Below are 24,705 nucleotides of genomic sequence, written 5' to 3'. Positions count from 1 at the left end.
TCAGCCCTTCGAGGGGTGGACGATCTGCCACTCCTGGTCGTCGGTGTTGCTGCAGTCGAAGAGCGTCAGCCTGGTGCCGACACCGCCGTCGCTGTAGCCCCCGACGTCCAGGCACTTGTTGTTGCTGGCGAAGTTACGGATCCAGTAGGCGCCGCTGTCCTGCTTGTCGATCCACCACAGCTGGTTGTCGCCAGTCGTGCCGTCGCAGGTGAACTCGGTGATGCCGGTACGGATGGGCTGGGCCCCGTTGTAGGGCAGGTCCATGCACAGCTGGTCCTTGACGTTGCGGATCAGGAACAGCGGCGCTCCGCCCGGTCCCCCCTTGGGAACCGTCACCTCGAGGTTCCAGTTCTGGTTGTCACCCGTCTCGGTGCAGGTCGACTGCTGGACCGGGCCGTTGAGCTCCCCCTTGTCGCGCCCGGGGAGTTCGGCGCACATCTTGGTGGTGGTGTTGCGCAGCATGATGTTCTCGGCAGGCACCACGGGGGGCGGGCCGGCCGGCTTCTGGGACGGTGCCGAGCCGCCACCGCCCGAGGAGTCCCCGGCGGGCGGCTGTTTCTTCGCGGGCGGCTCGGCGGCACTGGGGGAGGCCAGTGGCTTGGGGGCGGCGCTGGGAGGGAGGGTGTTGCCCGCCTGCTGGGTCTGCTCGGTGGCGCTGGTGCGCACCTGGGGTTTGTAGGCGATCCACAGCATGACGAAGGTGATCGCGAGGGCGGTGACGAGGCCGAGGGAGGTCGCCAGCCAGCGGGGCAGGAAACCCCGCTGCACATAGGTGCCCTGCACCTGGGTGGGCTCGGCTCCGGAGCGGCGTACGGCCAGGGTGAACGGCCGTTCCTCCTTGGAGCCGAACCAGATGATCCGCCGGGGCCTGAGTGCGGTGTCGACAAACGCCGCCCGGCCCGGCTCGATCTGCACGGCGGCGGGTCGGATCTCGTACGTGAGGTGCTCGCCGGTGTCGCTGCCGCTGACCGACGCGGTCACCTTGGTGTTGCCGAGGTTGTCGACCGCGAGCCGTGGCCGTCCGCGAAAGCGCCCCTTGACCGTCACGGGGACGAGCTCCGCCCGCACCTCGCTGAACGGCGTGACGGTGAGGTTTCCCTCGGGAACCGTCACCGCCTGTGGGTGCTCGGTCGGGGTGATCCGCACCGCGTACGGGTTCGGCCCGGCGGTGGCGTCCGGGGTGCGGGGCGGTGCGAACGTCAGCTCCACCGTCCCGGTCGTTCCCGGATAGAGGCGCAAGGTCTGCGGCTCCACCGTGGTCCAGGGCGCGGGTCCGCCCACGGGCTCGAAGCGGTATTCGTCCACCACGTCACCGGTGTTGCGCACCCGTAGCCGCACCTGGGTGGTGCTGCCGGGGTCGACGGTCGCGGACGCGGGTTCCAGAGAGGTCCATAGGCTCACACGACGATGCTAGGAGGCTTCTGTCGTGGTGTCAGGAGCCGTTGGGACAGGGTGGGTTGCCCGGCATCACCTGCGTGCTTGCCCTCGCGGCCCAGGCGGGGACAGAGTCCGCAGGGGCACCGCCGGGGGCAACCGCACTGCCCCCGCTCCGGCCCCTCAGGCCGTTTCGGCGGAGGTGGCGCGCGAGTGAGAGTGAGGGGAGTCCTGTCGCGCACCCCGAGGAGAGCAGAGCATGCCGTCCTATCTGTCGCCCGGCGTCTACGTCGAGGAGGTGGCCAGTGGCTCGCGCCCGATCGAGGGTGTGGGTACGTCGGTCGCGGCCTTCGTCGGCCTCGCCCCGACCGGACCGCTCAACGAACCGACCCTGGTGACCAACTGGACCCAGTACGTCGCGGCCTTCGGCGACTTCTCCGACGGCTACTACCTCGCGCACTCCGTCTACGGGTTCTTCAACAACGGCGGTTCCGCCGCGTACGTGGTCCGGGTCGGCGGCTCGGCCGACGGCGCCGCCGGGAACGGCCGCGGCGCGGCGTCGAGTCAGGCCGCGGTGGCGGGCGCGTCCGCCCCGGCCGCCCTGCCCGCCGCCGAGCCCGCGCAGCTCGGCACGTTCGCCGTGACGGCCACCGCCGCCGGCGCGAACGGTCCGCTGACCGTCGAGGTCGCCGACCCCGAGGGCGAGGGCCCCGCCGAGCGGTTCCGGCTGATCGTCAAGGACGGCGGCAAGCCGGTCGAGACCTTCGACGTCAGCGCCAAGAAGGGCAACCGCTCCTACGTCGTCACGCAGGTCAAGGAGCAGTCCCGGCTCATCACCGTGACGGAGACGGCGCCCTCCGCGCAGCTGGCCCGGCCGGAGAACCAGACGGTGACCCTGCCCGCGCCGCCCGCTCCCGCTCCCGCCTCCGCCGTGGCCCGCGACGCCGGACCGGACGAGGCCGCACACCCCGGCCCGGCGCACTACCTCGGCGACTCCGCCGACCGCACCGGCTTCGGCGGCCTGGAGGCCATCGACGAGATCTCCATGGTCGCCGTGCCCGACCTGATGGCCGCCTACCAGCGCGGCGCGATCGACCTGGAGGGCGTCAAGGCTGTCCAGCTCGGCCTCATCGCCCACTGCGAACTGATGGGGGACCGGGTCGCGATCATCGACCCGCCGCCCGGGCAGAACGCCCGTCAGATCCGCGTATGGCGCCAGGAGACGGCCGGTTACGACTCGAAGTACGCGGCGCTGTACTACCCCTGGATCAAGTCCTTCGACCCGGCCTCCGGGCAGTCCCGGCTGATCCCGCCGAGCGGCCATGTCGCCGGCATCTGGGCCCGCAACGACTCCGAGCGCGGTGTGCACAAGGCCCCCGCCAACGAGGTCGTACGCGGCGCCGTCGACCTCGAACTCCAGATCACCCGGGGCGAGCAGGACCTCCTCAACCCCATCGGCGTCAACTGCATCCGGGCCTTCCCCGGCCGCGGCATCCGCGTGTGGGGCGCCCGCACGCTCTCCTCCGACCCGGCCTGGCGCTACCTGAACATCCGCCGGTACTTCAACTACCTGGAGGAGTCGATCCTGATCGGCACCCAGTGGGTGGTGTTCGAACCGAACGACCACAACCTCTGGGCGCGCATCCGCCGCAACATCTCGGCGTTCCTGGTCAACGAGTGGCGCAGCGGAGCGCTCTTCGGGCAGAGCCCCTCGGAGGCGTACTACGTCAAGTGCGACGAGGAGACCAACCCGCCGGAGTCGGTCGACCTCGGCCGGGTGGTGTGCGAGATCGGCATCGCGCCGGTCAAGCCCGCCGAGTTCGTGATCTTCCGGCTCGCCCAGTTCTCCAGCGGCAGCGGGGAGCTGGAGGAGTAGCCCGGGCCTCCAGGCACCGCACCCCGGTGCCCCCGCCGCCGTCAGCCCTCCCCCTTCCCTTTTCCTTTAGAAGGACAGCGAACAGATGTCTCTCCAGCCGGGTGACTCCCTTACCTCACACAATTTCGGGCTCCAGATCGACGGGGTGATGGTCGAGTACCTCGCCGAGGTCAGCGGCCTCAGCCTCGAACAGGACGTCATCAAGTACCCGCAGAACAACGGCGCGACCGGCAAGAGCGAGATCGCGCTGCTGCCGGGCACGCAGAAGGACGGTCAGTGCACCGTCGTGCGCGGTATGACCCAGTCGTCCTCGTTCACCCAGTGGATCAACGACTCCATCAACGGCCGGATGTCCACGGCCCGCAAGAACGCCTCCATCATCCTGATGGACTTCGAGGACAACCCGGTGAAGCGCTACAACCTGCGCAATGCCTGGTGCAGCAAGATCGACGCGAGTGCGGTGAAGGCGGGCGAGGCCGCCGCGCTGACCGAGACCGTCACCATCGTCTTCGAAGAACTGGTCATTGAGTAATGCGGCGCACCACGGCCACAGCGCCGGGCGCCGCTCCCACGAGCGCGGCGGCGGGAGAGGTCTACCCCCAGACGGCTCCCGCCGTCGCACCCCCCGAGCAACAACCGGCCGATGTGGCTCAACGCGACCAGCTGCGCACCGAGTTCCCCTTTGAGCTGCCGCGCGGATACGTCGACGAGTCCGGCACGGTGCACCGCGACGGGGTGATGCGCCTGTCCACGGCACGGGACGAACTCGTCCCGCTGCGCGACGTGCGCGTCCAGGAGAACCCGGCCTACCTGTCGGTGGTGCTGCTCGGCCGGGTCATCACCCGGCTCGGCACGCTGGCGATGGTGCACGACGGGATCGTGGAGAACATGTTCGCCTCCGACCTGGCGTTCCTGCAGGACTTCTACCGCCAGATCAACGCCGAGGGCCACACCCGCGCGGCCGTCCGGTGCCCGCACTGCTCGGAACCGTTCGAGGTGGAACTCGGCGGGAGCCGCCTGGGGGAATCGTGACGTACGCGACCGACCGGCTGCACGAGGAGGTCGCGTACGTCGCCTACCACTTCCACTGGAGTCTGGAGGCGATCCTGGACCTGGAGCACCACGACCGCCGCAGGTATACGGAGCAGATCGCGTCCCTGGTGACGCGCGGCGCGGCGGAGGGCTGAGCGGTGGGATTCCTGGACCGGCTGCGGGGCCGTGCCGGCGCTTCTGGTGCGGTCGTGAGTGCGGGCGCGGCGACGGGCTCCGGCCCGGAGCCGGTCAGCGGCCCGGCGCGCCCGGACGCGCCCGCGCCCACGGCCGTCGCGGCCTGGCCTCAGATGCCGCAGATCCAGCGTGCGGTGGGAGGTGCGCGCGCTGGGGTCGTGGACGCCGGGTTCGGCGGACGGCTGCCGACGTGGCAGAACCCGTCGTTCACCGGCGCGCCGTCCCCGGCCGTCCTGGACCCGGCGGCGGGCAGCGGCATGCTCTCGGGCGCGTTCGCGACGAGCGCTCCGGCGGAGCCCGAACAGCCCACGCGAGCGGGCCTGTTGGGTTCGCGTGCCCATGCTCCGGTGGCCCAGCCGATGCCGGTCGCGCCGCTGCGGTCGGTACCGGCGGCGAGCACGCCGTCCGCACCCACGCCGGTGGGGCCGGGTGCGGGCGCCGCACCCACGGCCCCCGCCCGGTCGATCCAGCGTGCGGCGCGGGAAGGTTCACCCACGCCACCGGCGAGCACGCAGCCCCGGGCCGCCGGAGGCATCCGCGCGACACCCGCACCCGCCACGCCCACGCCCCGGCCCACCCTGACCAAGGCTCCGGCCGAGGCGGCGGCCGTACAGCGCCGCACCCTGCCCGCCACCCGCCGGGCCACGACGGCTGAGCCGGGACCTTCCGCGGCGGCACAGCCCTCTACCGACGACGATCGAACGGGCCCGGCGTCGGCGAGGCCTGTGCCCGTCGAGCCTGCGGCGGGCTCGTCCGCCGGTGCCCCGGCGGTGGCCGGTCGGCCGGTGCAGCGGGCGGTGTCCGGGCAGGGGCCCGGGCCTGCCGTCACAGCCCGTACTGCTGATGCGGCCGGTCCTGATCCGGTACGTGGCGTGAATCCGTCCGGTGAACGGGCTGTGCGCGATGGTGGGGGGCGTACTTCTCCGAGCGCCCTGGTGGAGGGCGGGGTGCCCTCGCGTGGCTCCGCGCCGACCGTGCGTGGCCCGCGCCCCGGTGCGGGATCCCGCGCGCATACGCCCGGCGGCCAGGCTGCTGCGCCCGGCCCCGGGGTGAGTACGTCGCCAGGGGCCCCGGTGCAGCGTGCGGTGCCCGCGCCGACCGAGCCCGGAGCTCGTCCGGCCCCCGGCGGCGGTGCGGTGTCTGCTCCCAACACCCGTACGACGGCGGGCAACCCGGCCGTACAACGGTCGTCTTCGGCGCAGGGCCCCGCATCGACCACCCGGACCGGGCCTGCGGAGCCGTCCGACTCCCGCCCCTCTCCGGTGAGCCGTCGTATGTCGACGAGCGGGCCCATGGCCGACTCTGCCGATCGCCCGGCGCACGCGCCCCGAGCCGACCGTACGACCGACCGCCCGGCCGCCGTCCCCGCGAAGCCCGCCGAGAGCGGGGGCGGCAACTCGCTTGCTGGGGGCCGTGGGGCGCGTGACACCAGTGGCTCAGCCCGTGCAGGTTCCGGCACCCCACGTGCGCCGATGCCGTCCGCGCCGATCCAGCGGGCGGTGTCCCCGCAGACGGCTGCGCCGAGCTCCGGCGGGGGAGGGGCGCCCGGCGCCAACCGGCCGTCGGGCACCGGGCCTTCGTCGGCCCACCCTGTCGGCTCCCGGAGCCAGTCCGCTCCCGCCTCTGACTCTGCCCCGCTGGGCACCACGGCCGAAGGGCCCGCGGAGCCGTCTCCGTTGAACAAGCCCGCAGCCAGCGGTCGTTCGCCCCACGCGACCGGCGCGAAGGACACCGTGCAGCGACAGGCAGAAACCCCCGGCCGCCGACCGGAGCCGACACAGCCCTCCCTGGAGCAGACGGCACAGACGCGCCGCACGCCGTCCACACCGGCTCCGTCCACGTCCCGTACAACTCGGCACACCGACACTCCCGCCGTCCCCCCGGCCCCGGCAACCCCTCCAGTGCAGCGCTCCACGACGCGCGCGACCACAGGCCCCGCCGCCTCCCCGGCACCTTCGGTTCCGCCGACGCTCCCGGGCGCCACCCCGTCCACCGCCGGCTCCCTGCCGGGACCGACGACCGGGAACTCCGCCCCCCGGCACTCCACTTCCGTACACCCAGTCCAGCGCAGCACATCGCCAGCCCGTGCGGGCCTCGGCGCACCCGTCGTGTCGAGGTCGGCCGCCCCCGCGCCAAGCCCGGCAGCCCGTCCCGGCACCTCGCCCACGAGCCCGGCCCCGACTCCCGTCCCGGGACCGGCCGCCACCCCTCCGGCTGCGATCAGCTCCACCCCGGCCCGGCGCTTTTCGCTCGGCGCCCCGCTCCCCGCCCCACCCGCCGACACCGCGCCACTCGCCAGGCGGCGTACGGCACCGAGCCCCGGCACCCACAGCACCAACGCCGGTACACCCGCGCCGGTCCAGCGAGCCACCACACCGACCACCAGCGGCACGCTGCCGTCCTCTTCGCCGGGCATCGTCGCTCCCCTCGCTGCGCCGGGCGTTGCCCCTTCCCTCCCGATGTCGCCTCCTTCGCCGGGCGTCATCCCCTCCCTGCCCATGTCACCCCCGCCACCCGTCCACCACATCCCTTCCCCGCCCCCGGCGGCTGCACTGGCGTCCCACGGCCCCCTCCCAACGGCAACGGTCCAGCGCGCCCCCAGCACCCGTCCCACGCTCCCCAAAACCGTGCCCCTGCACCGCCCATCCGCACCCGGCGCCTCCGGCCCCCGGACCCCGTTGCCCGTCACGGGCCTCACACCGCCCCCGCAGGCACCGCCTCGCCCGCTCCACTCCGCCCCCGTACCGGCAGCGGGTCCACCGCCGTCCGCGGGCAGCACCTCGACGCCGACGGTCCAGCGGCTGCCCGGCCGGAGTGCCGGCCGGAGCATCGGCGCGCTCGCCGCCGCCGCGGCGTCCGCCGTGGCGGACACACTGGGCCACCTGCACGGCTCGTCGACCGGCCACGCCCCGTCGGCCGAACCCCTGCCGGCGTACAGCGAGACGCCGGACGACGGCCTGCCCTCGTACACAACGGGCCCCACGTCTTCGGCGGCGGCGGAGTCGCTGCCCGGGTACACGGCGGTGCCCGCGGGCGGGTTCGACCCGCGCGCGCTCACCGAGTTCCAGCTCGACGAGCTGGTGCACCGGATCATCGGGCGGATCACCCGCCTCGTCCGTACCGAACTGCGCATGGACCGGGAGCGGATCGGCCGGCTCCGAGATCCCCGCCCCTGACCGGGCGGACCGCACCAGCGAAACGGCCTCGGCCACGACAGAAGAGAAAGGCTCACCCCGATGCCCCGTCAGGACCCGGGCTCCACCATCTGGTTCACCCTCGCCATCGACGGCGAGAGCCTCGGCTACTTCAACGGGTGTCAGGGCCTGTCGTCCCAGGTGGAGATCGAGCACCGGCAGGAGGGCGGCAACAACGGCTTCGTCTGGGCGCTGCCCACCCGCGTCACGTTCTCCACCATCCGGCTGACCCGCCCCCTCACCCCGGACACCACCAAGGTCGCCAAGTGGATCTCCTCCGTGCAGACGGGGATCAAGCGGCCGACCGCCCAGATCACGGCGCTGCGGGCGGACGGGTCGCAGGTCGCCCGCTGGGGGCTGATCGACGTACTGCCCGTCAGCTGGCAGGGACCGACGCTCGACCCGGCGAGTCCCGCCGTCGCCACGGAGGTGCTGGAGATCGCCCACCACGGCTTCACCGACTGACGGCGGCTCCAGGGCCCACAGGACGCAGGACCGCAGAGGAAGAGAGCATGGCCAAGAGCAGCAAGAGCGCGGGCGGCAAGGGCGCGGGCAAGAGCCTGGTGCGCGCCACCCTCGCCATCCACGAGCCCCCGCTCGGCACCAGCACCACGCCCGGCGGGCTGATCGAGACGTTCGACTTCGACTTCAACCCCGCGCAGCTCTCCCTCAGCCGCCGCGCCCAGTGGCACGTGACGGTGGCCCCCGCCGTACGGGACGGCTCCAAACCGGAGTTCCTGGGCCCGGAGGCCCGCGAGATGAGCCTGGAGATCTTCCTCGACTCCTCCGACGAGCCGACCGGCGACACGGTCCTGAAGAAGGTGGAGACGCTGCTGAGCTGCTGCGAGACGACGGACACGAGCATGTTCGCCGATCAGCCGTCGCCGCCCTGGGTGGTCTTCGAGTGGGGGTCGTTCTCCACGGCCCGGTTCACCGCGTACGTCTCCTCCGTCGAGGCCTCCTACACGCTGTTCGGCACCACGGGTGTTCCCATCCGCGCCACGTGCCAGATGCGGCTGCACGAGATCCCCTCCAAGACGAAGCGGCAGAACCCGACGTCGGGCGCGCTCACCGCGCGTCGGGTGCACCGGGTCGTCGCCGGGGACACACTGCCGTCGCTGGCCTGGCGCGAATACGGGGATGCCACTGTCTGGCGTGCGATCGCCGAGGCGAACGGCATCGACGACCCGTCCCGGCTCGGCTCCGGCACCGAACTCGTCCTGCCGGCCGCCGAGGAGGTGCGCGTCTGATGGTGCAGCCCGCGTTCTCCACCCTCATCCACGTCACCGTCGGAGGCAAGGAACTGCCGCCGGACACCGCCCCGTTGCTCGTCGACGGCTGGGTCGACCAGGGGGCCGGTGTGCCCGCCGCGTTCCGGCTCACCTTCCGCGACCCCGGCCGGCTGGTCCTGGACAAACTGAAGGTGCAGTTCGGCACCGAGGTGGTGCTGACTCCGATCGCCGACGGCCGGGGCAAGGGCGACCCGTTGCTGACCGGCGAGGTCACCGGCCTGGAGGCCGACTTCGAGGGCACCGGCACTTACACCGTCATCCGCGGCTACGACTACGGCCACCGGCTGATGCGCCAGCGCCGGGTCGTCGCCTACCGCAACCAGCTGGCGTCCGACATCGCCCGTACGCTCGCCGTCCAGGACGGGGTCCGGATCGGCCGGATCCAGTCGACGGACACGCTGTACGAGTTCATCAGCCAGCCCAACGTCACCGACTGGGACTTCCTCGCCCGGCTCGCCGACGAGAACCAGATGGTCATGTCGCTGGACGCCAAGGGGCGGTTCCAGTTCGTCAAGCCGAAGCCGTCCTCCGGGGCGCCCTCGCCCCAGGCCGACAGCGACACGAGCCCGTTCGTCCTGCGGGCCAAGCGCGACATCCTGCGGCTGCGGGCCGCGGTCACCGCCGCCGACCAGGTGGGCAAGGTCGAGTCGCGCGGCTGGAACGTCACCACCAAGAAGAGGATCAAGGAGACCCAGAGCGTCGGCACCGACACGGGCATCAGCATCGGCACCACCCCGGGCCGGATCGCGAAGAGGTTCAAGGCCACCCGGCTCGTCGAGACCGGTGTGCCCTACGACAAGCAGACCGAGGTCCGGCACGCCGCCGACGCCCTCGCCGCCGACGTCACCTCGTCGTTCGCCGAACTGGAGGTGGCCGTCCGGGGCAACCCCAGGCTGCGGCCCGGCGTACCGGTGGCCCTCTCCCGGGTCGGCAGGCCCTTCGAGGGCAAGTACACCGCCACTTCGGTCCGGCACGTCTTCGGCGACGGCAAGCACTACGAGTCCTGGGTGACCGTCAGCGGACGCCAGTGGCGTTCCCTGTACGGACTGGCGTCCGGCGGGACGGGCGCGGAGGCCTCGGGGGCGCGGCTGCCCGGCGTCGTCAACGCCGTGGTCACCGACGTACAGGACCCGCTCGAGCAGGGCAGGGTCAAGGTCACCTTCCCCTGGCTCGACGACTCGTACGTCAGCGACTGGGCGCGCAGCGTGCAGTTGGGGGGCAAGGGCGGCGGCGGTGTCTTCCCCATGGACGTGGGTGACGAGGTGCTCGTCGCCTTCGACCGGGGCGCCCTGGACCACCCCTTCGTGATCGGCGGGCTCTACAACGGTCGCGACAAACCGACGGCGAACGACGTGCCCCTGCACCACGGTCTGAAGAAGCGGGCCGTCCGGCACACCCTGTCCGACCGCAAGGGCAACCGTGTCGACCTGCTCAGTCAGCAGAGCGGCGGGCGCAAGCAGGGGGTGCGGATCGCCACCGGTGACGACGACCTGACCATCAACCTCGACCGCACCGAGACCGAGATCACCGTGGACAGTGCGGGTGCCGTCACCATCAAGGGCGGGCGTTCGGTGTCGGTCGAGGCGGGCACCGACCTCACGCTGCGGGCCAAGCGCAACGTGTCCATCCGCGGCGGTGGTTCGGTCAGCATTCAGGGCAGCGGTCTGGTCAGCCTCAGGTCCCTCGGGGGTGTGGTGGGTGTGTCCGCGGCGAGTGTCCTCGACATCAAGGCGGGTGCCGCCGCGACGGTGTTCGCCGGCGCCGGTGTGCAGATCAACTCCACCGCCAACGTGGGCATCCGGGCCGGCACGCTCCTGCTCAACGGTCTGGTCTTGGTCAACAACAGGAAGTACCCGCTCCCCGCATGACGAGGACTCAAGTGAACTACTGGAAGGGACGGGTGGTGCTCTGATGGCCGAGCAGTTCGTCGGGTCCGGCTGGGCGTTCCCCCTGCGCATCGGGCCCACCGGCGGCATCGCCCTGGTCAGCGGTGAGCGCGAGGTCGAGGAGGCCATCCGGCTGGTGCTGGCCACCTCGCCCGGGGAGCGGCCGATGCGCCCCGAGTTCGGCTGCGCCATCCACGACCTGGTCTTCGCGCCGGTCAACGAGCAGACCGCGGGCCGCATCCAGCACGAGGTCCTGGTCAGCCTCGACCGCTGGGAGCCGCGCATCGAGGTCCATGACGTGGAGGTCACCGCCGGCGCCGAGCAGAGCGTGCTGTACATCGACGTCCGCTACTCGATCCGCGGCACCAACAACCCGCGCAGCCTCGTCTTCCCGTTCTACGTCATCCCCTCCCACGAGGAGCCCGGAGTGCCGGGTCCCTCGGACGGTCCCGGCGGACCGGCCGGCCCCGGCACCCTCCCCGAAAGCGAACACTGATGTCCCTGCCCTCGCCCAACCTCGACGACCGCCGCTTCCAGCAGTTCGTCGACGACGCCAAGCGCTACATCCAGCAGCGCGCCCCCGAGTGGACCGACCACAACGTCTCGGACCCCGGCGTCACCCTCATCGAGACGGTCGCGCACATGGCCGACCAGATCGTCTACCGCCTCAACCGGGTCCCGGAGAAGAACCACCTGGCCTTCCTGGACCTGGTCGGCATCACGCTGTTCCCGCCGGGCGCGGCCCGTACCGACGTCACCTTCTGGCTGTCCGCACCGCAGGAGGAGCCCATCTCCGTGCCGATGGGCACCGAGGTCTCCACCACGCGCACCGAACGCGACGAGGCCGTCGTCTTCGCCACCGAGCGCGATCTGACCGTCGTCCCGTGCTCGCTGGACCGCCTCGTGGTCCAGCACCGCGGCGAGCCCGTCGCCGACCGCACCTCCGACCTCGTCGAGGGCAAGGACCTGGCGTGCTTCGCCGAGTCGCCCCGCCCCGGCGACTGCCTGCTCCTGGGTCTCACCGCGGCCGTCCCGCACTGCGCCCTCGCGCTCGAACTCGACAGCCGCGTCGACGGCGTCGGCGTCGACCCCCGTCAGCCGCCGCTGGTGTGGGAGGCGTGGACCGAGGACGGCTGGCGGGCCTGCGAGGTCGACCGCGACGGCACCGGCGGCCTCAACCGGCCCGGCGACATCGTGCTCCACGTCCCAGGCGGCCACGTCCTGTCCCGCACCGGCGGCCAGGAGGCCGGCTGGGTGCGCTGCCGCGTCACCGACCCCCGGCACGGCCAGCCCTTCTACACGACCACGCCCACCATCCGCTCCGCCGAGGCCTACACCATCGGCGCCACCACCCGCGCCGTACACGCCGAGACGGTGTACGACGAGGCCCTCGGTGAGTCCACCGGCCTGCCCGGACAGCGCCTGCGCCTGACCCACACCCCCGTCGTCTCCGACGACCCGCCCCTGCTGCTCCAGACCGCCGCGCACGACGGCTGGCAGGACTGGCAGGACTGGAAGGTCGTCCCGCACTTCGCCGCCTCGCGCCCCGACGACCGGCACATCACCCTGGACGCCGCCACCGGCGAGATCGCCTTCGGCCCCGCCGTCCGCGAAGCCGACGGCACCCTGCGCCAGTACGGAGCCGTCGCCGCCAAGGGCGCCGTCGTCCGCGCCCGCCGCTACCGCACCGGCGGCGGCCGGTCCGGGAACGTGGCCCGCGGCGCGGTCCAGGTGCTGCGCACCTCGATCCCGTACGTCGCCGAAGTCGTCAACCGCGAGGCGGCGCGCGGCGGTGTCGACGGCGAGACGGTCCAGGAGGCCAAGCTCCGGGCGCCCATCACCCTGCGCGCCCAGGACCGGGCCGTCACCCTGCGCGACTACGAGGAGCTCGCCCGCCGCGCCGCCCCCGAGACCGCCCGCATCACCTGCCTGGAGGGCGAGGAGGGCGAACACGGCGCCTACGCGGTACGGGTCGTGGTCGTCCCGCAGGCCGTCCCCGACCCCGGCGGCCGGCTCCGCTTCGAGCAGCTCGTGCCCGGCGACGACCTGCTCGGCCGCATCACCCGCCACCTCGACGAACGCCGCCTCATCGGCACCCGGCTCGCCGTGGGCCCGCCCTACTACCAAGGCGTCACCGTCGTCGCCACCGTGCACGCCTTCCGCGGCACCGACACCGACCGCGTACGCCGCCAGGCCCACGACGCCCTCTACCGCCACCTCGACCCGCTCACGGGCGGCGCGGACGGTCGCGGCTGGCCCTTCGGCCGCCCGGTGCAGTCCGGCGAGGTCTTCGCCGTCCTGCAGCGCGTCCCCGGCGTCGAACTCGTCGACGAGGTCGTCCTGCACCCCGCCGACCCGCTCACCGGCAAACGCGGCGACCCCACCGACCGCATCGACCTCGACGCCCCGTCCCTCGTCTTCTCCTACGACCACCGCGTCCGCGTCATCGGGGACGGGGCATGAGCGGCGGCAGGGGCTCCGTCGACGGCCTGGGCTCCTCCGCGCCCATCGGCGCCATGCTCCCGGCCGTGTTCGCCGACGACGACCTCGCCCAGCGCTTCGTCGCCGGGCTCGACGACGTCCTCGCCCCCATCCTCAACGTCCTCGACTGCCTCGACACCTACTTCGACCCCGCTCTGACTCCCGCCGACTTCGCCGCGTGGCTCGGCACCTGGGTCGGCGCCGAGACCGACGGCACCGAACCCGAGGCGCGGCTGCGCGCCGCCGTGGCCGCGGCCGCCGGTCTGCACCGCGTACGCGGCACGCGGCGCGGTCTCGAAGAGGCGATACGCCTCGTGTTCGGCGTGACGCCCGACATCACCGAGAGCGGCGGCGCCAACTGGAACGCGCGCCCCTTGGGCCCGTTCCCCGGCACCCCGAGCCCGCACCTGCACGTCACGCTCCGGCTGCCCGACCCCGTCCCGGCCGACACCCACCGCCTGGACACCCTCGTCGCGGCGGCCCGCCCCGCCCACATGCCCTACACCGTCGAAGTCACCACCGCTGAAAGGACCCCGCAGCGATGACCACCCAGCACTGCGCCGAGTGCGGAACCCGCGCGGAACCGGGCCAGTCCTTCTGCGACTCCTGCGGCGCCGTACTCGGCTGGGACCGGGCAGGCGCCCGGACAGCCCGCCCCGCAGCCGCCGCCGACCACTCCGGCTCGCGTGGCAGCGGCCCGGCGCCCGCCCCACGGAGGTTGCCGGACCCGGCACCCGCCGACGACGGGAACACCACCGACGCGACGACCGACGCAGGTGATCGCCCCGCCACAGGCGTGAACACACCACCCGGTCCCGGCGCCCCCGCCGTTCACGACACCGCGCCCACCGTCCCGGTGGCTCCCGTACCGGCATCCGGCACCGACGCCGAAGCGCCGGACGGCTTCCCGGACAGCTCTCCGGAGAGCGGGAGCGACCGCGCCCGCTCCCTGCTCGTCCCCGTCGACGACCCGGACACCTCCAGCCCCGCCCCGCCTCCCGCCGTGGCGCCCGTGCTGCCCGGCCGCCCCGACGCCGACCGGCCGCAGGTCCGCGGCCCCGGCTTCAGCGAGGACATCGGCAACGGTCCGCCGTGCCGCTGGTGCGCCACCCCCAACCGCACCGACCGGCACTTCTGCGCCCGCTGCGCGATGCCCCTCGCCGGCGAGAACGCCGCTGCCCAGCCCCAGGGCCGCCGCCCCTGGTGGCGCCGTCTCTTCGACCGGCAGCGGGACACCCCCTGGGCCGGTGAACGGCCGCCGCTGCGCCGCGTGTTCGACCGCATCGGCACCTGGGTGGCCGCCGCTGTCGCCCTGACCCTCGTCGCCCTCGCCATCATCTTCGTCCCCGACGCCGTCCAGGCCGGGCGCGACCACTTCGCCAAGCGGGCCCCGGTCGCCCCGGACGGCTTCCGGGCCTCCCGCTCCTACCCCGGCCACCAGCCGCAGCTCGCCTTCGACAAGCGGAGCAACACCTGGTGGGGTCCGGGCGTCTCGGAGTCCGGCCAGGGCCAGTGGCTCGAAGTCACCTTCGCCGAGCCGACCCGCCTCCTGGACGTGATCATCACTCCGGGCGTCTCGGCCCGCGCTGACAAACTGGACGGGTCGGCGCTGCCGCACCGCATCAAGGCGACGGTGACGTTGAAGGACGGAAAGACCACGACCCGCGACATCACCCTCGACCAGGGCGCGGGCGGCCAGCGCCGCCCGTTCCGGGTGGGCGAGGCCGTCAAGGTTCGCTTCACGATCGAGTCGGCCTACGCGGCCACCGGCGACAAGCAGGTAGCCATCGCGGAAGTCGAGTTCTTCGGCCGCTCCAGCTCGAACAGCATCTGACCGCAAGGATCAGGGTGTGACGCGGCCTGGCGACAGCGACCGCTGGAACCAGGCCACGTCCCAGAACCTCCCGAACTTCCGCCCGACTTCCCGGTACACCCCGACGGGCTCGAAACCGAACCGCAGATGGAGCCGCCGCGACGCCTCGTTGGGCAGGGCGATACCGGCGAGTGCCTGCCGTACGTCCTCCTGCTCAAGCACCTCGAAGAGCGAGGCGTACAGCAGACCGCCCACGCCGCGCCCCACCTGCTCGGGCGCCACGTACACACTGGTCTCGACGGACGTCTCGTACGCCTGCTTCGGGCGGAACGGGCTGCTGGTCGCGTAGCCGAGGACCTTCCCACCCTCCTCGGCCACGAGCAGCCGGTGCCGCCCGTGGTCGGGGTGGGACTCCAGCCAGGGCCGGCGCTGCTCGGCGGTGAACGGCTCGATGTCGAACGTGATCGGGGTCGAGACGACGTAATGGTTGTAGATACGGGTCAACTCTTCCAGGTCGTCTTCGGCACCGGCCCGGACGTGCGTACTCACGGCTGTCCCCTTCCCCTTGCCGTTCATCGGTCGACCATAGCCAGCGCACGTTAAGCGCCTGTTTCCCCGCTTCCTCGCTCGTCACGCGGGGATTGCGTCGCTGCGCAGATCGCGGAAGAAGGCGCGGATGTCGCCGACGAGCAGGTCGGGTGCTTCCATCGCGGCGAAGTGGCCTCCCCGGTCGAACTCCGTCCAGCGCACGATGTTGTTCGTGCGTTCCGCGATGTGGCGCAGGATGATGAAGTTCTCGTGCGGGAAGGCGGCGTACGCGGTGGGAGCCGCCGAGGGCTCGGGCGGTTGCCCCCAGTAGGACGCGTGGGCGCGCTCGTAGTAGATACGCCCGGAGGAGCCGGCGGTCCCGGTCAGCCAGTACAGCATCACGTTCGTGAGGAGGTGATCGCGGTCGACGCCGTCCTCCGTCCACTCGTTGAACTTCTCGGCGATCCAGGCGAGTTGGCCGACGGGGGAGTCGGTGAGTGCGTACGCGAGGGTCTGCGGCCGCGTGGACTGGAGGTCGGCATACCCCTGCTTCTCGCGGCTCCACGCCTGCAACCGTTCCCAGGAGGCCCGGGTGCGCTCCCGCTCCGCCGGGCTGAGGGCGGCGAGCTCCTCGTCGGTCGGCTCGGCCGACGCCCCGGCGCCGGGGATCATGTTCAGATGGACGCCGATGACCTGGTCGGGCCGGATACGCCCGAGCTCGCGCGAGACGGCCGACCCCCAGTCACCACCCTGAGCACCGTAACGGCCATACCCCAGACGACTCATCAACTCGGCGAAAGCGGCCCCCACGCGCTGGTACTCCCAGCCCCTCTCACGGGTGGGCCCGGAGAACCCGAAGCCGGGGATGCTCGGCAGCACCAGGTGAAAGGCGTCCGCAGGATCGCCGCCGTGCGACCGGGGGTCGGTCAGCGGCCCGACGATGTGCTCGAACTCGACGATGGATCCCGGCCAGCCGTGCGTGATGATCAGGGGCGTGGCGTCCGGTTCGGGGGAGCGGATGTGCGCGAAGTGAACGTCCGCGCCATCGATCGTGGTCATGAACTGAGGCCACCGATTCAACCGAGCCTCCGCCGCCCCCCAGTCGTACTCATACCGCCAATACCGCACCAGCTCCCGCAGATACTCCCGCGGCACCCCGTAGTCCCACCCGGCGCCCGGCAGCTCGTCGGGCCAACGAGTGAGATCGAGGCGGAGCCGCAGGTCATCCAGGTCGCGGTCCGGAATCGAGATACGGAACGGCCGGATGCTGTCGCTGTCGTCGGGAGATGTCGTCATGGTGGCGCAGCTTAGGCGGCCGGGCCGATGGGGGATCAAGGGGATTTACGAGGGGGAGTGGGGCGAGCGCGGCGGCCTTCGGTACGACGGTGCGAGACCTGCCCGAGAACGAGAGGCGCTGCGCCGTTGCCTCGCCGAGTCTCCCGTAGCTTGTCCTGCCCCGACGCCACCAGGTCGGCTACGGCGTGTGCTGTGCATACGCTGCCGATCGCGCGTGGTGGTAGGGCCCAGTGCGGCCCGGGCCGCGTGGTCAGGTCGAGGCGGGGCACGCCCAGCCAGGTTCCCGGCCGCAGACACTCGGCACCCGGCGTCCGCCAGTCGGCGTACGTACCTGGTGGGACGAGGGCGTAGTACCAGACGCCGACTCCGTACGCGTCGTGGATGACGGCCCCGGCCTTCAGCGCTTCGGCGAGGAACGTGGCGATGATGTCCGGGTCTTCGCTGCTCGCGGCCGCGTGGACGACCTCGGCGGGCAGGCGGATCGCGTCGAACTTCTCGCCGGTCGGAAAGAGTGCGATGCCCACGTCGAATTCCCGCCGGGCCTGCGCCGGAATGTGGTGTGCCGAGGCGAGCCAGTCGGTGATGGCTCTCCCGGCTTGGTCCATCACGGCGTGATCACCTCGCCGGCGCCGGTCGCCTCGGCGCACTCGCGGTGCGCGTAGCTCGTGTGGTCGCGGCCGGAGTCGGCGACGAACATGTGGGTGATGACGTCCGCGCCCGTCTCGTGGCACACCTCGCAGCGCCGGTACTGCGCTGGGTCATGTGAGGCCGCCTCGGTGGGGCTGTCCTGCGCCGGGATGGCGATGGTGAGATGAACGACAGGGCGTCCGGGGCAGCCGCACTCAAAGCGCTGCGACGACGACGCGGTCTCTCGCTCGCCGAGACGGCCCGCGCCTTGATCACCATCGCCGAGGACCTCGGACACCCCCGCACCTCCCTGCCGTCCGTGGCCGGCTTGCAACGGTCGGTCGCGCGTTGGGAGTCCGCCAGTGCGACCCGGCCGGACCAGCGTCATCAGCTACTTCTGGCGCACCTCTACGCCCGTACTCCAGCCGGAGCGTTCGCGCTCGGCGCGGGCTCCGACTTCGTCGAGCTCCTCGACGCCCTGGCCTGCCTGGGGGAGGGCGAACGGCAACTGGCGGAATTGCGGACGCTGCTGCTGCGGACGGCAACCGATCAGGGCGGTGGGATGCTGGCGCTGCTCTCGACGGAGGTGCAGTCCGGACTCGCCGCGGCGCTGTCCGACCCGTCCCGGGCGGATGAGCACGCGGTGGCCGTACTCGCCTCCGTGGTGTCCGACGTCAATGCACAAGTCGGCAGCCTCCCGTTCGTGCGGCTGCAGCTGATGCTCGCCCCCGCCCTGGAGGCCTGCCGCCGACTGGTCGCCGGGCCCGTGCCCGAGTCGCTGCTTCCGGACCTGCGCGCCGTCGCGGTCTCCGCGCATACCCTCGCCGGGCGCCTCGCCTTCGAGACCCGCGACGACGTGGCGTCTCGCAGCCTGCACGGGGAAGCCACCCAGCAGGCGAGCCTGCTGCCGGAAGCGTGGCGGCGCTCCGTCGTGCACATGAGCCAGGCCTTGGTCACGCTGTACTCGACGGACGGCCTCGGCGGGGCGCGAGCGCTCGTGCAGGCCGCGGTGCGCGATGCCCGTATCGGCGGCAGCGTCGTCGTGCGTGCACGGGCCCACGCCCTTCAGGCCGAGATCGCGGCGCGGGCCGGTCAAGAGCGGCAGGCGCAGTCCGCACTCGGGCTGGCTTGGTACGACATGGAAAGCGGCCACCAGCAGGATCCGAGCGGGACATCGTTCACGGCCGGGCACCTGCGGGGCTTCGAGGGAGTCTGCGAGCTGTATGTCGGGGACCCGTATGTCGCGCACGATCGGTTTGCGGCTTCGGCCGAGGCACTTGTGGCGCCGCGCGAGCAGGTGCAGCGGGCGATCGTCACGACGGACCAGGCTTGGCCCGGATCCGCATGTGCGATCCGAGATCGGCGGCCGAGCTGCTGCATCAGTGCGTCGTGTCGGCCTCGGCGACGGGTGGGCGAGTGCCGGCGATCCGGTTACGGCGAGCACGGCGGGAGTTGCGGCCGTGGCGTCATGAGGGCTGGGTGGCAGAGTTGGATGATCACTTGATGGACATCCTTGGATCGTGACTGGTGGGTGGCGTTCGGCTGAGCGGTCAGCGCTGGCTGTTCAAGAACCCGATCGTGACCGCGCCCCACCACGCCGCCTGCGAAACCGCCGCCGTCACGGCGCTGCGGATCAACAGCGCGGGGCGGACGGGCTCGCCGTTGACGGCGGCCAGGCGGCGGTGCAGGGCCGATGCCTGGACGCCGTTGAGCGCGAGCACCAGGACGAGGCCGAGCTTGACGCACGTGAGGGGTGAGCCGAGATCGGGATGCAGGAAGGCGCCGCTGAAGAGCAGACCGCCGAGGCCGACCCACACGGGGACGTGCAAGGGGGCCGTGAAGTCGAGCACCTCGCGGAGCGTCTTGCGGCCCATGAGCCACAGGGCACCGTAGTAGTCGACCGCGAGTACCGCGCCGAAGCCCAGGACCAGGGAGGCGAGGTGGACGAACAGCGCCGCGGTGTGCAGTGTGGCGTCGGCTTGCAGGTGCAGGGCGATCCACGTCGTGGCCGCCCAGCCGGCACACACCGCCAGGGACGCCGCCGCGGTCCGACACCACTGGGGAAGCTGGAGCAGTTCCGCTTCCCGTCCGGGTCTGTGGGGGCTCGCGGTGGCGTCGGCGGCGGACATGGTTGCTCCAGGGATCTTCGGCAGGGCGTGCTCTCACCAGCGACCGGGGGAGCGAAGGTAAGGCTGGCCTAAGTGTCGATGGTCGTCAAGGTGACCGTCCGCACACTGGACGCAGCACCGCGCAGCCACGGCTCCGCACCTGGGAGCAACAGGGCGCGCCGGGGGCCGCCGAAGACAAACCCCGCCGGGTCAGGCAGGTGGGGGGCTGTCCGGGAGGGCGATGGGGTGGCGATACCCCGGTTCGGCCTCTTCGACGGTGGCGTCGCGGGCGCGTTCACCGACGAGCCGGAGCGCTCGGTCTTCGCCCCGGTCGTCGCCCCGGTCTTCGCCCGGAGGTGTGTGGGGGAACGTGAGTTCCTCGTGCACGTGGATGATCTCGCCGCTGTCGGCCGAGCGGACCACGAAGGTGCGTACGGTCGCCTGGATGTCGTGTGTCGACTGTGGCTGCATGGTGGTCATCCCCAGGAGAAGAGGGTCAGTGTGCCCTCGATGGCCGCGTCGTAGGTGCGGGCGATGACCGTGAGGCCGAGCAGTCGTGGCACGTACAGCCGGGCCAGATAGGTGCCGAGGTGGTCGTCCCCGTAGTTCACGGCCTGGAACTGCCCGTTGTCGTCGATGAGATTGACCTGGGAGATCCCGAAGTCGGACTGGCCGTTCCCGGCGACGTACTTGGTCGTGCACTGGATCCACACCGCGCTCGGTGTGGCGAACGGGTTGCTGACGGCCTGCGAGGCCGAGTTGAAGCCGGACCCGCCAGTGGTCAGAGTGCCTGGCGATTAGATGCTGAGCACGGTCATCGCGGTATCCCTCCGAACGTCCTTCGGTCGCGCCTGAAGGGTCTTGCACTCTGCGACCTTCCCACCCCGCATGCCGCATCTCAAACACTCGAAGCGATTGCACCACTACCGTGTGTATGGGATGCCGCGGCTGTTCGACGGGGTGGGGCGCATCGCCGGACTCAGCCGTGCAGGGTCGGCCGGTAGACGAGCTCCTGGATGTGGCCGTCGAGCGTCCGGTGTTCGATCAGTTCGAGGTCGAAGTCGGCCGCGCCCTGGAAGATCGGGTCCAGCCCGGTCCGGCCGGTGATCACGGGGAAGAGCGTCACCTGGACACGGTCGACCAGACCGGCCGCCATCAGCGCCCGGTTCATCGACAGACTGCCGTGCGAGCGCAACGGCACCGCGGACTCCTGCTTGAGCCGGGCGACGACGTCCACGGCGTCGCCGCTCACGACGTTCGCGTTCGGCCAGTCGAGGGGTTCCTCCAGCGTGGTCGACACCACCGTGGCCGGCAGGTTCCTCATCCGGGTGACCCATGGGTCACGTACGTCGGACTCCTCTGTGCTCGCGGCCAGCATCTGCGTGAACGCGCGATACGTGTTGGCTCCGAAGATCATCCGCTGCTCCTCGGCGTACAGGGCGAGGCGGTGGTCCAGCAGCTCGGTGCCCTGCTTGCCCCAGTAGCCGGTCCAGTCGCCGCCGGCGCCGCCGAAGCCGTCGAGGCTGGAGAAGACATCGAACGTGTAGGTGGCGGACATGATGTTCTCCTCGGGTGCGGTTGATCGCGTCTGCCGATACAGACCGGAACCCACGGAGAAACTCATCGCCGGTGGCCGGACTCCTGGAGCCCGGCCACCCGGACGCGGCGCATGGCCCTCCGTCCTTATGACGTCCGGCCCGCCCACCACATGGGCGGACGGGCCGATCCGAGCGCCGAGCACGCTCGCCCCGCGTATACGTGTCTGGTGCAGCCGAGGTCAGCGGGATTCGGTGGAGGAAGGAGCGATGACGGCGAATTTGCCGCCCTGCGGGTCCTGTACCACGGCCATCCGCCCCGCGGTCATGTCGAACGTCGGCCTGAGGACCTTGCCGCCGGCGCGGACCAGGGCCTCGATGACGCTGTCGGTGTCGTCGACGGCGAAGTATGTCAGCCAGTGCGAGGGCGTGCCCGGCGGCATCTTGTCGAGCCCCTGCATCCCGGCGACGGTCCGCCCGTCCGCTTCGAGGGCGAAGTAGCCGTCCTCGCCGTCCATCGGGGCCCTCGTGATGCCCAGGACGTTGGCGTAGAAGAGTGCTGCGGCATCCGGGTCGCTGGTGTTCAGCTCGCTCCAGATGAACGCGCCGGGCTCGTTGACGACCTGCGCGCCGAGGAAGTCGCGGGCCTGCCACAGACCGAACACCGCGCCCGTGGGGTCGGCGGCGAGCGACATACGTCCGAGCGTGAGCACATCGACACCCGGCATGATCACGGCGCCGCCGTTGTCGGCGATGCTCTTCTCGTCGGCATCCGCGTCGGAGCTGGCGAGGTAGGTGGTCCACACGGTCGGCCGGGTGGGCCCGCCGTCGGGCGATATCGCGGACGCTATGCCGGCCACCGGCTTGCCGTCGAGGGTGCAGACGGCGTACCCGCCGGTCTCCGGCGGCCCCACCTCGCCCTCCCAGCCGAAGAGGCCGCAGTAGAAGTCGAGTGCCGCCTGCTGGTCGGGGACCAGGAGGTCGACCCAGCAGGGAGTGCCGGGCTGGTAGGGGCTGTTGACATCGGGCATGAGCAGTCTCCGTACGCTGATGGATTCATAAGCTGATGGGACGGAATGCGGAACGGTGTCGCAGCTCTGAGCAACCAGTGATTTTTCCACCCGCATTGCTCCCGAACAAGGAACAAGCGGGTTGCGCACGGCAGTGACCCGGCACCCCCGGCTGGGTAGGGGTGATCAGCATGACGACAGGCTTACGCAACACCAGCGCGTACGAACAATCCCGGCCGCGACCCGCCGCCCGCCGACGAGTTGAGCGCCTTGTGGTCGCCGCGTCCTTCCTGGCAGTGACCGGCCTGGTCGGCACGATCGGTTACGAGGGGCACGCGGCCGCCCGTACGACCGAAACCCCGCCGACCGCGCCCGTCCACGCCACCGTGGCCAAGCCACCGCTCCACGCCCAACTGGACCGCCTGGCACAGCGATTGGTGGCCGCCGGAGCGCCCGCCGTGATCGTACGGGTGGACGACGGCCACGGTCGCCCCATCGAGATCACCGAGCAGGCCCCCTGGACCAGGAAGGATCACCGGCTCCGGGTAGAGGACGAGTTCCGGATGGGCTCCAACACCAAGACCATGATGGCCACGCTCGTGCTGCAACTGGTCGGTGAGGGCAGGCTCGCGCTGACCGAGCCGGTGGACACCTGGCTGCCGGGCCAGGTGCCCAACGGCCGCGCGATCACGTTGCGCATGCTGCTGAACCACACCAGCGGCCTGTTCGACTACACCGAGGATCCCGCGATCCTGCCGTCGGCCATGGGTAAAGACCCGAGGCCGTGGACACCTGAGCAACTGCTCGCACTCGGCGTCCGGCACGATCCGAAGTTCCCGCCGGGCACCCAGTGGGCGTACAGCAACACCAACTACGCGGCGGTCGGTGCCGTCCTGGAGAAGGCCACGGGCAGGAGCCTGGCCGACCTGGTCCGCGACCGGATCGCCGGTCCGCTCCACCTGGAGCACACCTACTACGCCACGGACTCCGCCTGGCGCGGCCCGCACGCCCAGGGTTACGAACCCGACGCGGCCCACATGCCTCCGGGTGTGCCCGCCGAGTTCAGGGACTTCGCCGGGGCACACCACGACGGTCATGTGGACATCTCCCACAACAACCCCTCATGGGGCGGGGCGGCCGGGGCCATGGTGTCCACCGCGCACGACTGGGCGCGGTTCTACGCCGCACTGATGTCCGGCAAGCTGCTGCCCGCCGCCCAGCTGGCCCAGATGCGCACCACCGTGCCGATGGATCCGGAGCAGCCGGACGGGCCCGGCTACGGGCTGGGCATCCAGACCGCCGCAACCCCGTGCGGCAGGGTGTGGGCGCACGACGGCGGCATCCCCGGCTACCTCAGCACCCACGTCACCGACCCCACCGGCAGGCGCACGGCGACCGTCCTCGTCGCGACGGAGGCCTTCGCCGAGCACCCTGACGCCTTCCCCGTACTGGCCAAAGCGGCCAAGGCGCTCCAGACCGCGACGGTGTGCGCCATGTTCGACAAGCCCGCGCCGATCGAGGAACCGATCGGCTGATCCTGTCCTCATACACAGAAAACGGTTCCTGGTCGGCGCGGTACGGCGATCATGGAGCGCATACGGACACGACCACACCGCCCGGAGGAACCGCTCGCCATGCCTGTGCCCGCCGACCCGACGGTCCTCCATCCGATGCCCGAGCAGCCGCGGGTGGCGCTGCTCAAGCCGCTGGTGAAGTCTTCGCTGATCGAGGTCGGGGAGTACTCGTACTACGACGACCCGGACGACGCGACCGCGTTCGAGACGCGGAACGTGCTCTACCACTACGGGCCGGAGAAGCTGATCATCGGCAGGTTCTGCGCGCTGGGCACGGGGGTGAGGTTCCTCATGAACGGGGCCAACCACCGCATGGACGGCCCCTCGACCTTCCCCTTCCCCACCATGGGCGGCTCCTGGTCCGAGCACTTCGACCTGCTCACCGGCCTGCCGAACCGGGGGGACACCGTCGTCGGCAACGACGTCTGGTTCGGATACGGGACCACGGTGATGGCCGGCGTACGGATCGGGCACGGCGCGATCATCGGCTCCGGGGCCGTGGTCACCTCGGACGTACCGGACTACGGGATCGTCGGCGGCAACCCCGCCCGCCTCATCCGCACCCGTTACAGCGACGAGGACATCGCCCGGCTGCTGGCCGTGGCCTGGTGGGACTGGCCGGCCGAGCACATCACCGAACACGTACGGACGATCATGTCGGGCAGCATCGACGACCTGGAAGCGGCTGCCCCCACAATCGAGCGGCCTCCGTACTAGCCGGTGACCCGCGAAAGCCACCCACGTCGCTCCTATAACATGATCGAACGGTGGTCGCCTCCCCGTCGCCCGCCCTTAACCGGAACTTATACTGTCCGGCACGGAAAATGACCTAAACAAATAAAATCTAACAAATCGGCCATACAATTGACTTCTATAACAACGCG

26 protein-coding genes are annotated in these 24,705 nt (G+C 71.4%); 15 read left to right on the top strand and 11 right to left on the bottom strand.

The features are described from left to right. Positions 1-1,401 (bottom strand): RICIN domain-containing protein, encoded by a 1,401-nt coding sequence (locus tag IE252_RS32080; protein WP_190092939.1) that lies wholly within the window; start codon positions 1,399-1,401, stop codon positions 1-3. A 232-nt stretch (positions 1,402-1,633) separates the two neighbouring features. On the opposite strand from IE252_RS32080, the gene IE252_RS32075 reads away from it, so the two are divergent. The 4 genes from IE252_RS32075 to IE252_RS32060 all read left to right on the top strand — a co-directional run bounded on the left by IE252_RS32075 (position 1,634) and on the right by IE252_RS32060 (position 4,437). Beyond that, positions 1,634-3,250 (top strand): phage tail sheath family protein, encoded by a 1,617-nt coding sequence (locus IE252_RS32075; RefSeq protein WP_190092938.1) that lies wholly within the window; start codon positions 1,634-1,636, stop codon positions 3,248-3,250. An 85-nt stretch (positions 3,251-3,335) separates the two neighbouring features. After that, positions 3,336-3,782, top strand: coding sequence for a phage tail protein (locus tag IE252_RS32070; protein ID WP_190092937.1), 447 nt, complete (start codon positions 3,336-3,338; stop codon positions 3,780-3,782). Then, entirely contained in the window at positions 3,782-4,282 is a 501-nt protein-coding gene (locus tag IE252_RS32065; protein ID WP_190092936.1) for a hypothetical protein, read from the top strand. The genes IE252_RS32070 and IE252_RS32065 overlap by 1 nt, the downstream gene beginning before the upstream one ends. Beyond that, positions 4,279-4,437, top strand: a complete 159-nt coding sequence (locus IE252_RS32060) for a DUF6760 family protein (protein WP_180357046.1) — start codon at positions 4,279-4,281, stop codon at positions 4,435-4,437. Before IE252_RS32065 ends, IE252_RS32060 begins: the two co-directional genes overlap by 4 nt. A 149-nt stretch (positions 4,438-4,586) precedes the next feature. On the opposite strand, the gene IE252_RS32055 is transcribed toward IE252_RS32060, so the two are convergent. Continuing rightward, on the bottom strand, positions 4,587-5,042 hold the full coding sequence (locus IE252_RS32055) for a hypothetical protein (RefSeq protein WP_190092935.1): 456 nt from the start codon (positions 5,040-5,042) through the stop codon (positions 4,587-4,589). 2,296 nt (positions 5,043-7,338) lie between these two features. Here IE252_RS32055 and IE252_RS32050 point away from each other — a divergent pair. The 8 genes from IE252_RS32050 to IE252_RS32015 are packed head-to-tail and all read left to right on the top strand — an operon-like array spanning position 7,339 to position 15,164. Next, complete coding sequence (locus IE252_RS32050; protein WP_190092934.1) at positions 7,339-7,653, top strand: hypothetical protein; 315 nt, start codon at positions 7,339-7,341, stop codon at positions 7,651-7,653. Between the two features lie 60 nt (positions 7,654-7,713). Next, positions 7,714-8,136, top strand: coding sequence for a phage tail protein (locus IE252_RS32045; protein ID WP_101386351.1), 423 nt, complete (start codon positions 7,714-7,716; stop codon positions 8,134-8,136). A 47-nt stretch (positions 8,137-8,183) separates the two neighbouring features. Beyond that, the gene (locus IE252_RS32040) at positions 8,184-8,921 is read left to right on the top strand and encodes a CIS tube protein (protein WP_190092933.1); all 738 of its coding nucleotides are present in this window, start codon (positions 8,184-8,186) and stop codon (positions 8,919-8,921) included. After that, on the top strand, positions 8,921-10,831 hold the full coding sequence (locus IE252_RS32035; protein ID WP_190092932.1) for a VgrG-related protein: 1,911 nt from the start codon (positions 8,921-8,923) through the stop codon (positions 10,829-10,831). Before IE252_RS32040 ends, IE252_RS32035 begins: the two co-directional genes overlap by 1 nt. A gap of 43 nt (positions 10,832-10,874) precedes the next feature. Beyond that, positions 10,875-11,345, top strand: coding sequence for a GPW/gp25 family protein (locus IE252_RS32030; protein ID WP_190092931.1), 471 nt, complete (start codon positions 10,875-10,877; stop codon positions 11,343-11,345). Next, positions 11,345-13,312, top strand: coding sequence for a putative baseplate assembly protein (locus IE252_RS32025; RefSeq protein ID WP_190092930.1), 1,968 nt, complete (start codon positions 11,345-11,347; stop codon positions 13,310-13,312). The genes IE252_RS32030 and IE252_RS32025 overlap by 1 nt, the downstream gene beginning before the upstream one ends. Next, complete coding sequence (locus IE252_RS32020) at positions 13,309-13,875, top strand: phage tail protein (protein ID WP_190092929.1); 567 nt, start codon at positions 13,309-13,311, stop codon at positions 13,873-13,875. Before IE252_RS32025 ends, IE252_RS32020 begins: the two co-directional genes overlap by 4 nt. Beyond that, a complete protein-coding gene (locus IE252_RS32015) occupies positions 13,872-15,164 on the top strand; it encodes an NADase-type glycan-binding domain-containing protein (protein ID WP_190092928.1) in 1,293 nt (430 codons plus the stop codon). The genes IE252_RS32020 and IE252_RS32015 overlap by 4 nt, the downstream gene beginning before the upstream one ends. 9 nt (positions 15,165-15,173) lie before the next feature. Here IE252_RS32015 and IE252_RS32010 read toward each other — a convergent pair whose 3' ends face one another. Genes IE252_RS32010 through IE252_RS31995 form a run of 4 tightly spaced genes read right to left on the bottom strand, consistent with a single transcriptional unit; the run spans position 15,174 to position 17,892 of the window. Beyond that, positions 15,174-15,719, bottom strand: a complete 546-nt coding sequence (locus IE252_RS32010; protein WP_190092927.1) for a GNAT family N-acetyltransferase — start codon at positions 15,717-15,719, stop codon at positions 15,174-15,176. Between the two features lie 54 nt (positions 15,720-15,773). Beyond that, complete coding sequence (locus IE252_RS32005) at positions 15,774-16,967, bottom strand: epoxide hydrolase family protein (RefSeq protein WP_190092926.1); 1,194 nt, start codon at positions 16,965-16,967, stop codon at positions 15,774-15,776. A 35-nt stretch (positions 16,968-17,002) separates the two neighbouring features. Then, positions 17,003-17,575, bottom strand: coding sequence for a hypothetical protein (locus IE252_RS32000; RefSeq protein ID WP_190092925.1), 573 nt, complete (start codon positions 17,573-17,575; stop codon positions 17,003-17,005). Then, a complete protein-coding gene (locus tag IE252_RS31995) occupies positions 17,572-17,892 on the bottom strand; it encodes a hypothetical protein (RefSeq protein ID WP_190092974.1) in 321 nt (106 codons plus the stop codon). Before IE252_RS31995 ends, IE252_RS32000 begins: the two co-directional genes overlap by 4 nt. On the opposite strand from IE252_RS31995, the gene IE252_RS31990 reads away from it, so the two are divergent. After that, positions 17,863-19,098 (top strand): hypothetical protein, encoded by a 1,236-nt coding sequence (locus IE252_RS31990; protein WP_308434580.1) that lies wholly within the window; start codon positions 17,863-17,865, stop codon positions 19,096-19,098. The two genes, IE252_RS31995 and IE252_RS31990, sit on opposite strands and share 30 nt — an antisense overlap. 46 nt (positions 19,099-19,144) lie before the next feature. Here IE252_RS31990 and IE252_RS31985 read toward each other — a convergent pair whose 3' ends face one another. The 5 genes from IE252_RS31985 to IE252_RS31965 all read right to left on the bottom strand — a co-directional run bounded on the left by IE252_RS31985 (position 19,145) and on the right by IE252_RS31965 (position 22,268). Further along, entirely contained in the window at positions 19,145-19,723 is a 579-nt protein-coding gene (locus IE252_RS31985; protein ID WP_229848918.1) for a hypothetical protein, read from the bottom strand. 189 nt (positions 19,724-19,912) lie between these two features. Further along, positions 19,913-20,182 (bottom strand): hypothetical protein, encoded by a 270-nt coding sequence (locus tag IE252_RS31980; protein ID WP_190092924.1) that lies wholly within the window; start codon positions 20,180-20,182, stop codon positions 19,913-19,915. Then, positions 20,179-20,415 carry a hypothetical protein gene (locus IE252_RS31975; RefSeq protein ID WP_190092923.1) on the bottom strand — a complete coding sequence of 79 codons (237 nt, stop codon included), beginning with the start codon at positions 20,413-20,415 and terminating at the stop codon, positions 20,179-20,181. The genes IE252_RS31980 and IE252_RS31975 overlap by 4 nt, the downstream gene beginning before the upstream one ends. A 266-nt stretch (positions 20,416-20,681) precedes the next feature. Then, the gene (locus IE252_RS31970) at positions 20,682-21,260 is read right to left on the bottom strand and encodes a dihydrofolate reductase family protein (RefSeq protein ID WP_190092922.1); all 579 of its coding nucleotides are present in this window, start codon (positions 21,258-21,260) and stop codon (positions 20,682-20,684) included. A 219-nt stretch (positions 21,261-21,479) separates the two neighbouring features. After that, positions 21,480-22,268, bottom strand: a complete 789-nt coding sequence (locus IE252_RS31965) for a VOC family protein (protein WP_190092921.1) — start codon at positions 22,266-22,268, stop codon at positions 21,480-21,482. A 170-nt stretch (positions 22,269-22,438) separates the two neighbouring features. On the opposite strand from IE252_RS31965, the gene IE252_RS31960 reads away from it, so the two are divergent. Then, the gene (locus IE252_RS31960; protein ID WP_190092920.1) at positions 22,439-23,782 is read left to right on the top strand and encodes a serine hydrolase domain-containing protein; all 1,344 of its coding nucleotides are present in this window, start codon (positions 22,439-22,441) and stop codon (positions 23,780-23,782) included. Positions 23,783-23,881: 99 nt separating this feature from the next. Beyond that, positions 23,882-24,538, top strand: a complete 657-nt coding sequence (locus tag IE252_RS31955) for a CatB-related O-acetyltransferase (RefSeq protein WP_190092919.1) — start codon at positions 23,882-23,884, stop codon at positions 24,536-24,538. The last annotated feature ends 167 nt before the right edge of the window (positions 24,539-24,705 follow it).

The sequence above is a fragment of the Streptomyces melanogenes genome, from assembly GCF_014649795.1.
GTDB classification, from domain to species: Bacteria; Actinomycetota; Actinomycetes; order Streptomycetales; family Streptomycetaceae; genus Streptomyces; species Streptomyces noboritoensis.
Note: the sequence above shows the minus strand (reverse complement) of the source record. Positions and strands in the feature narration are given on the sequence as shown.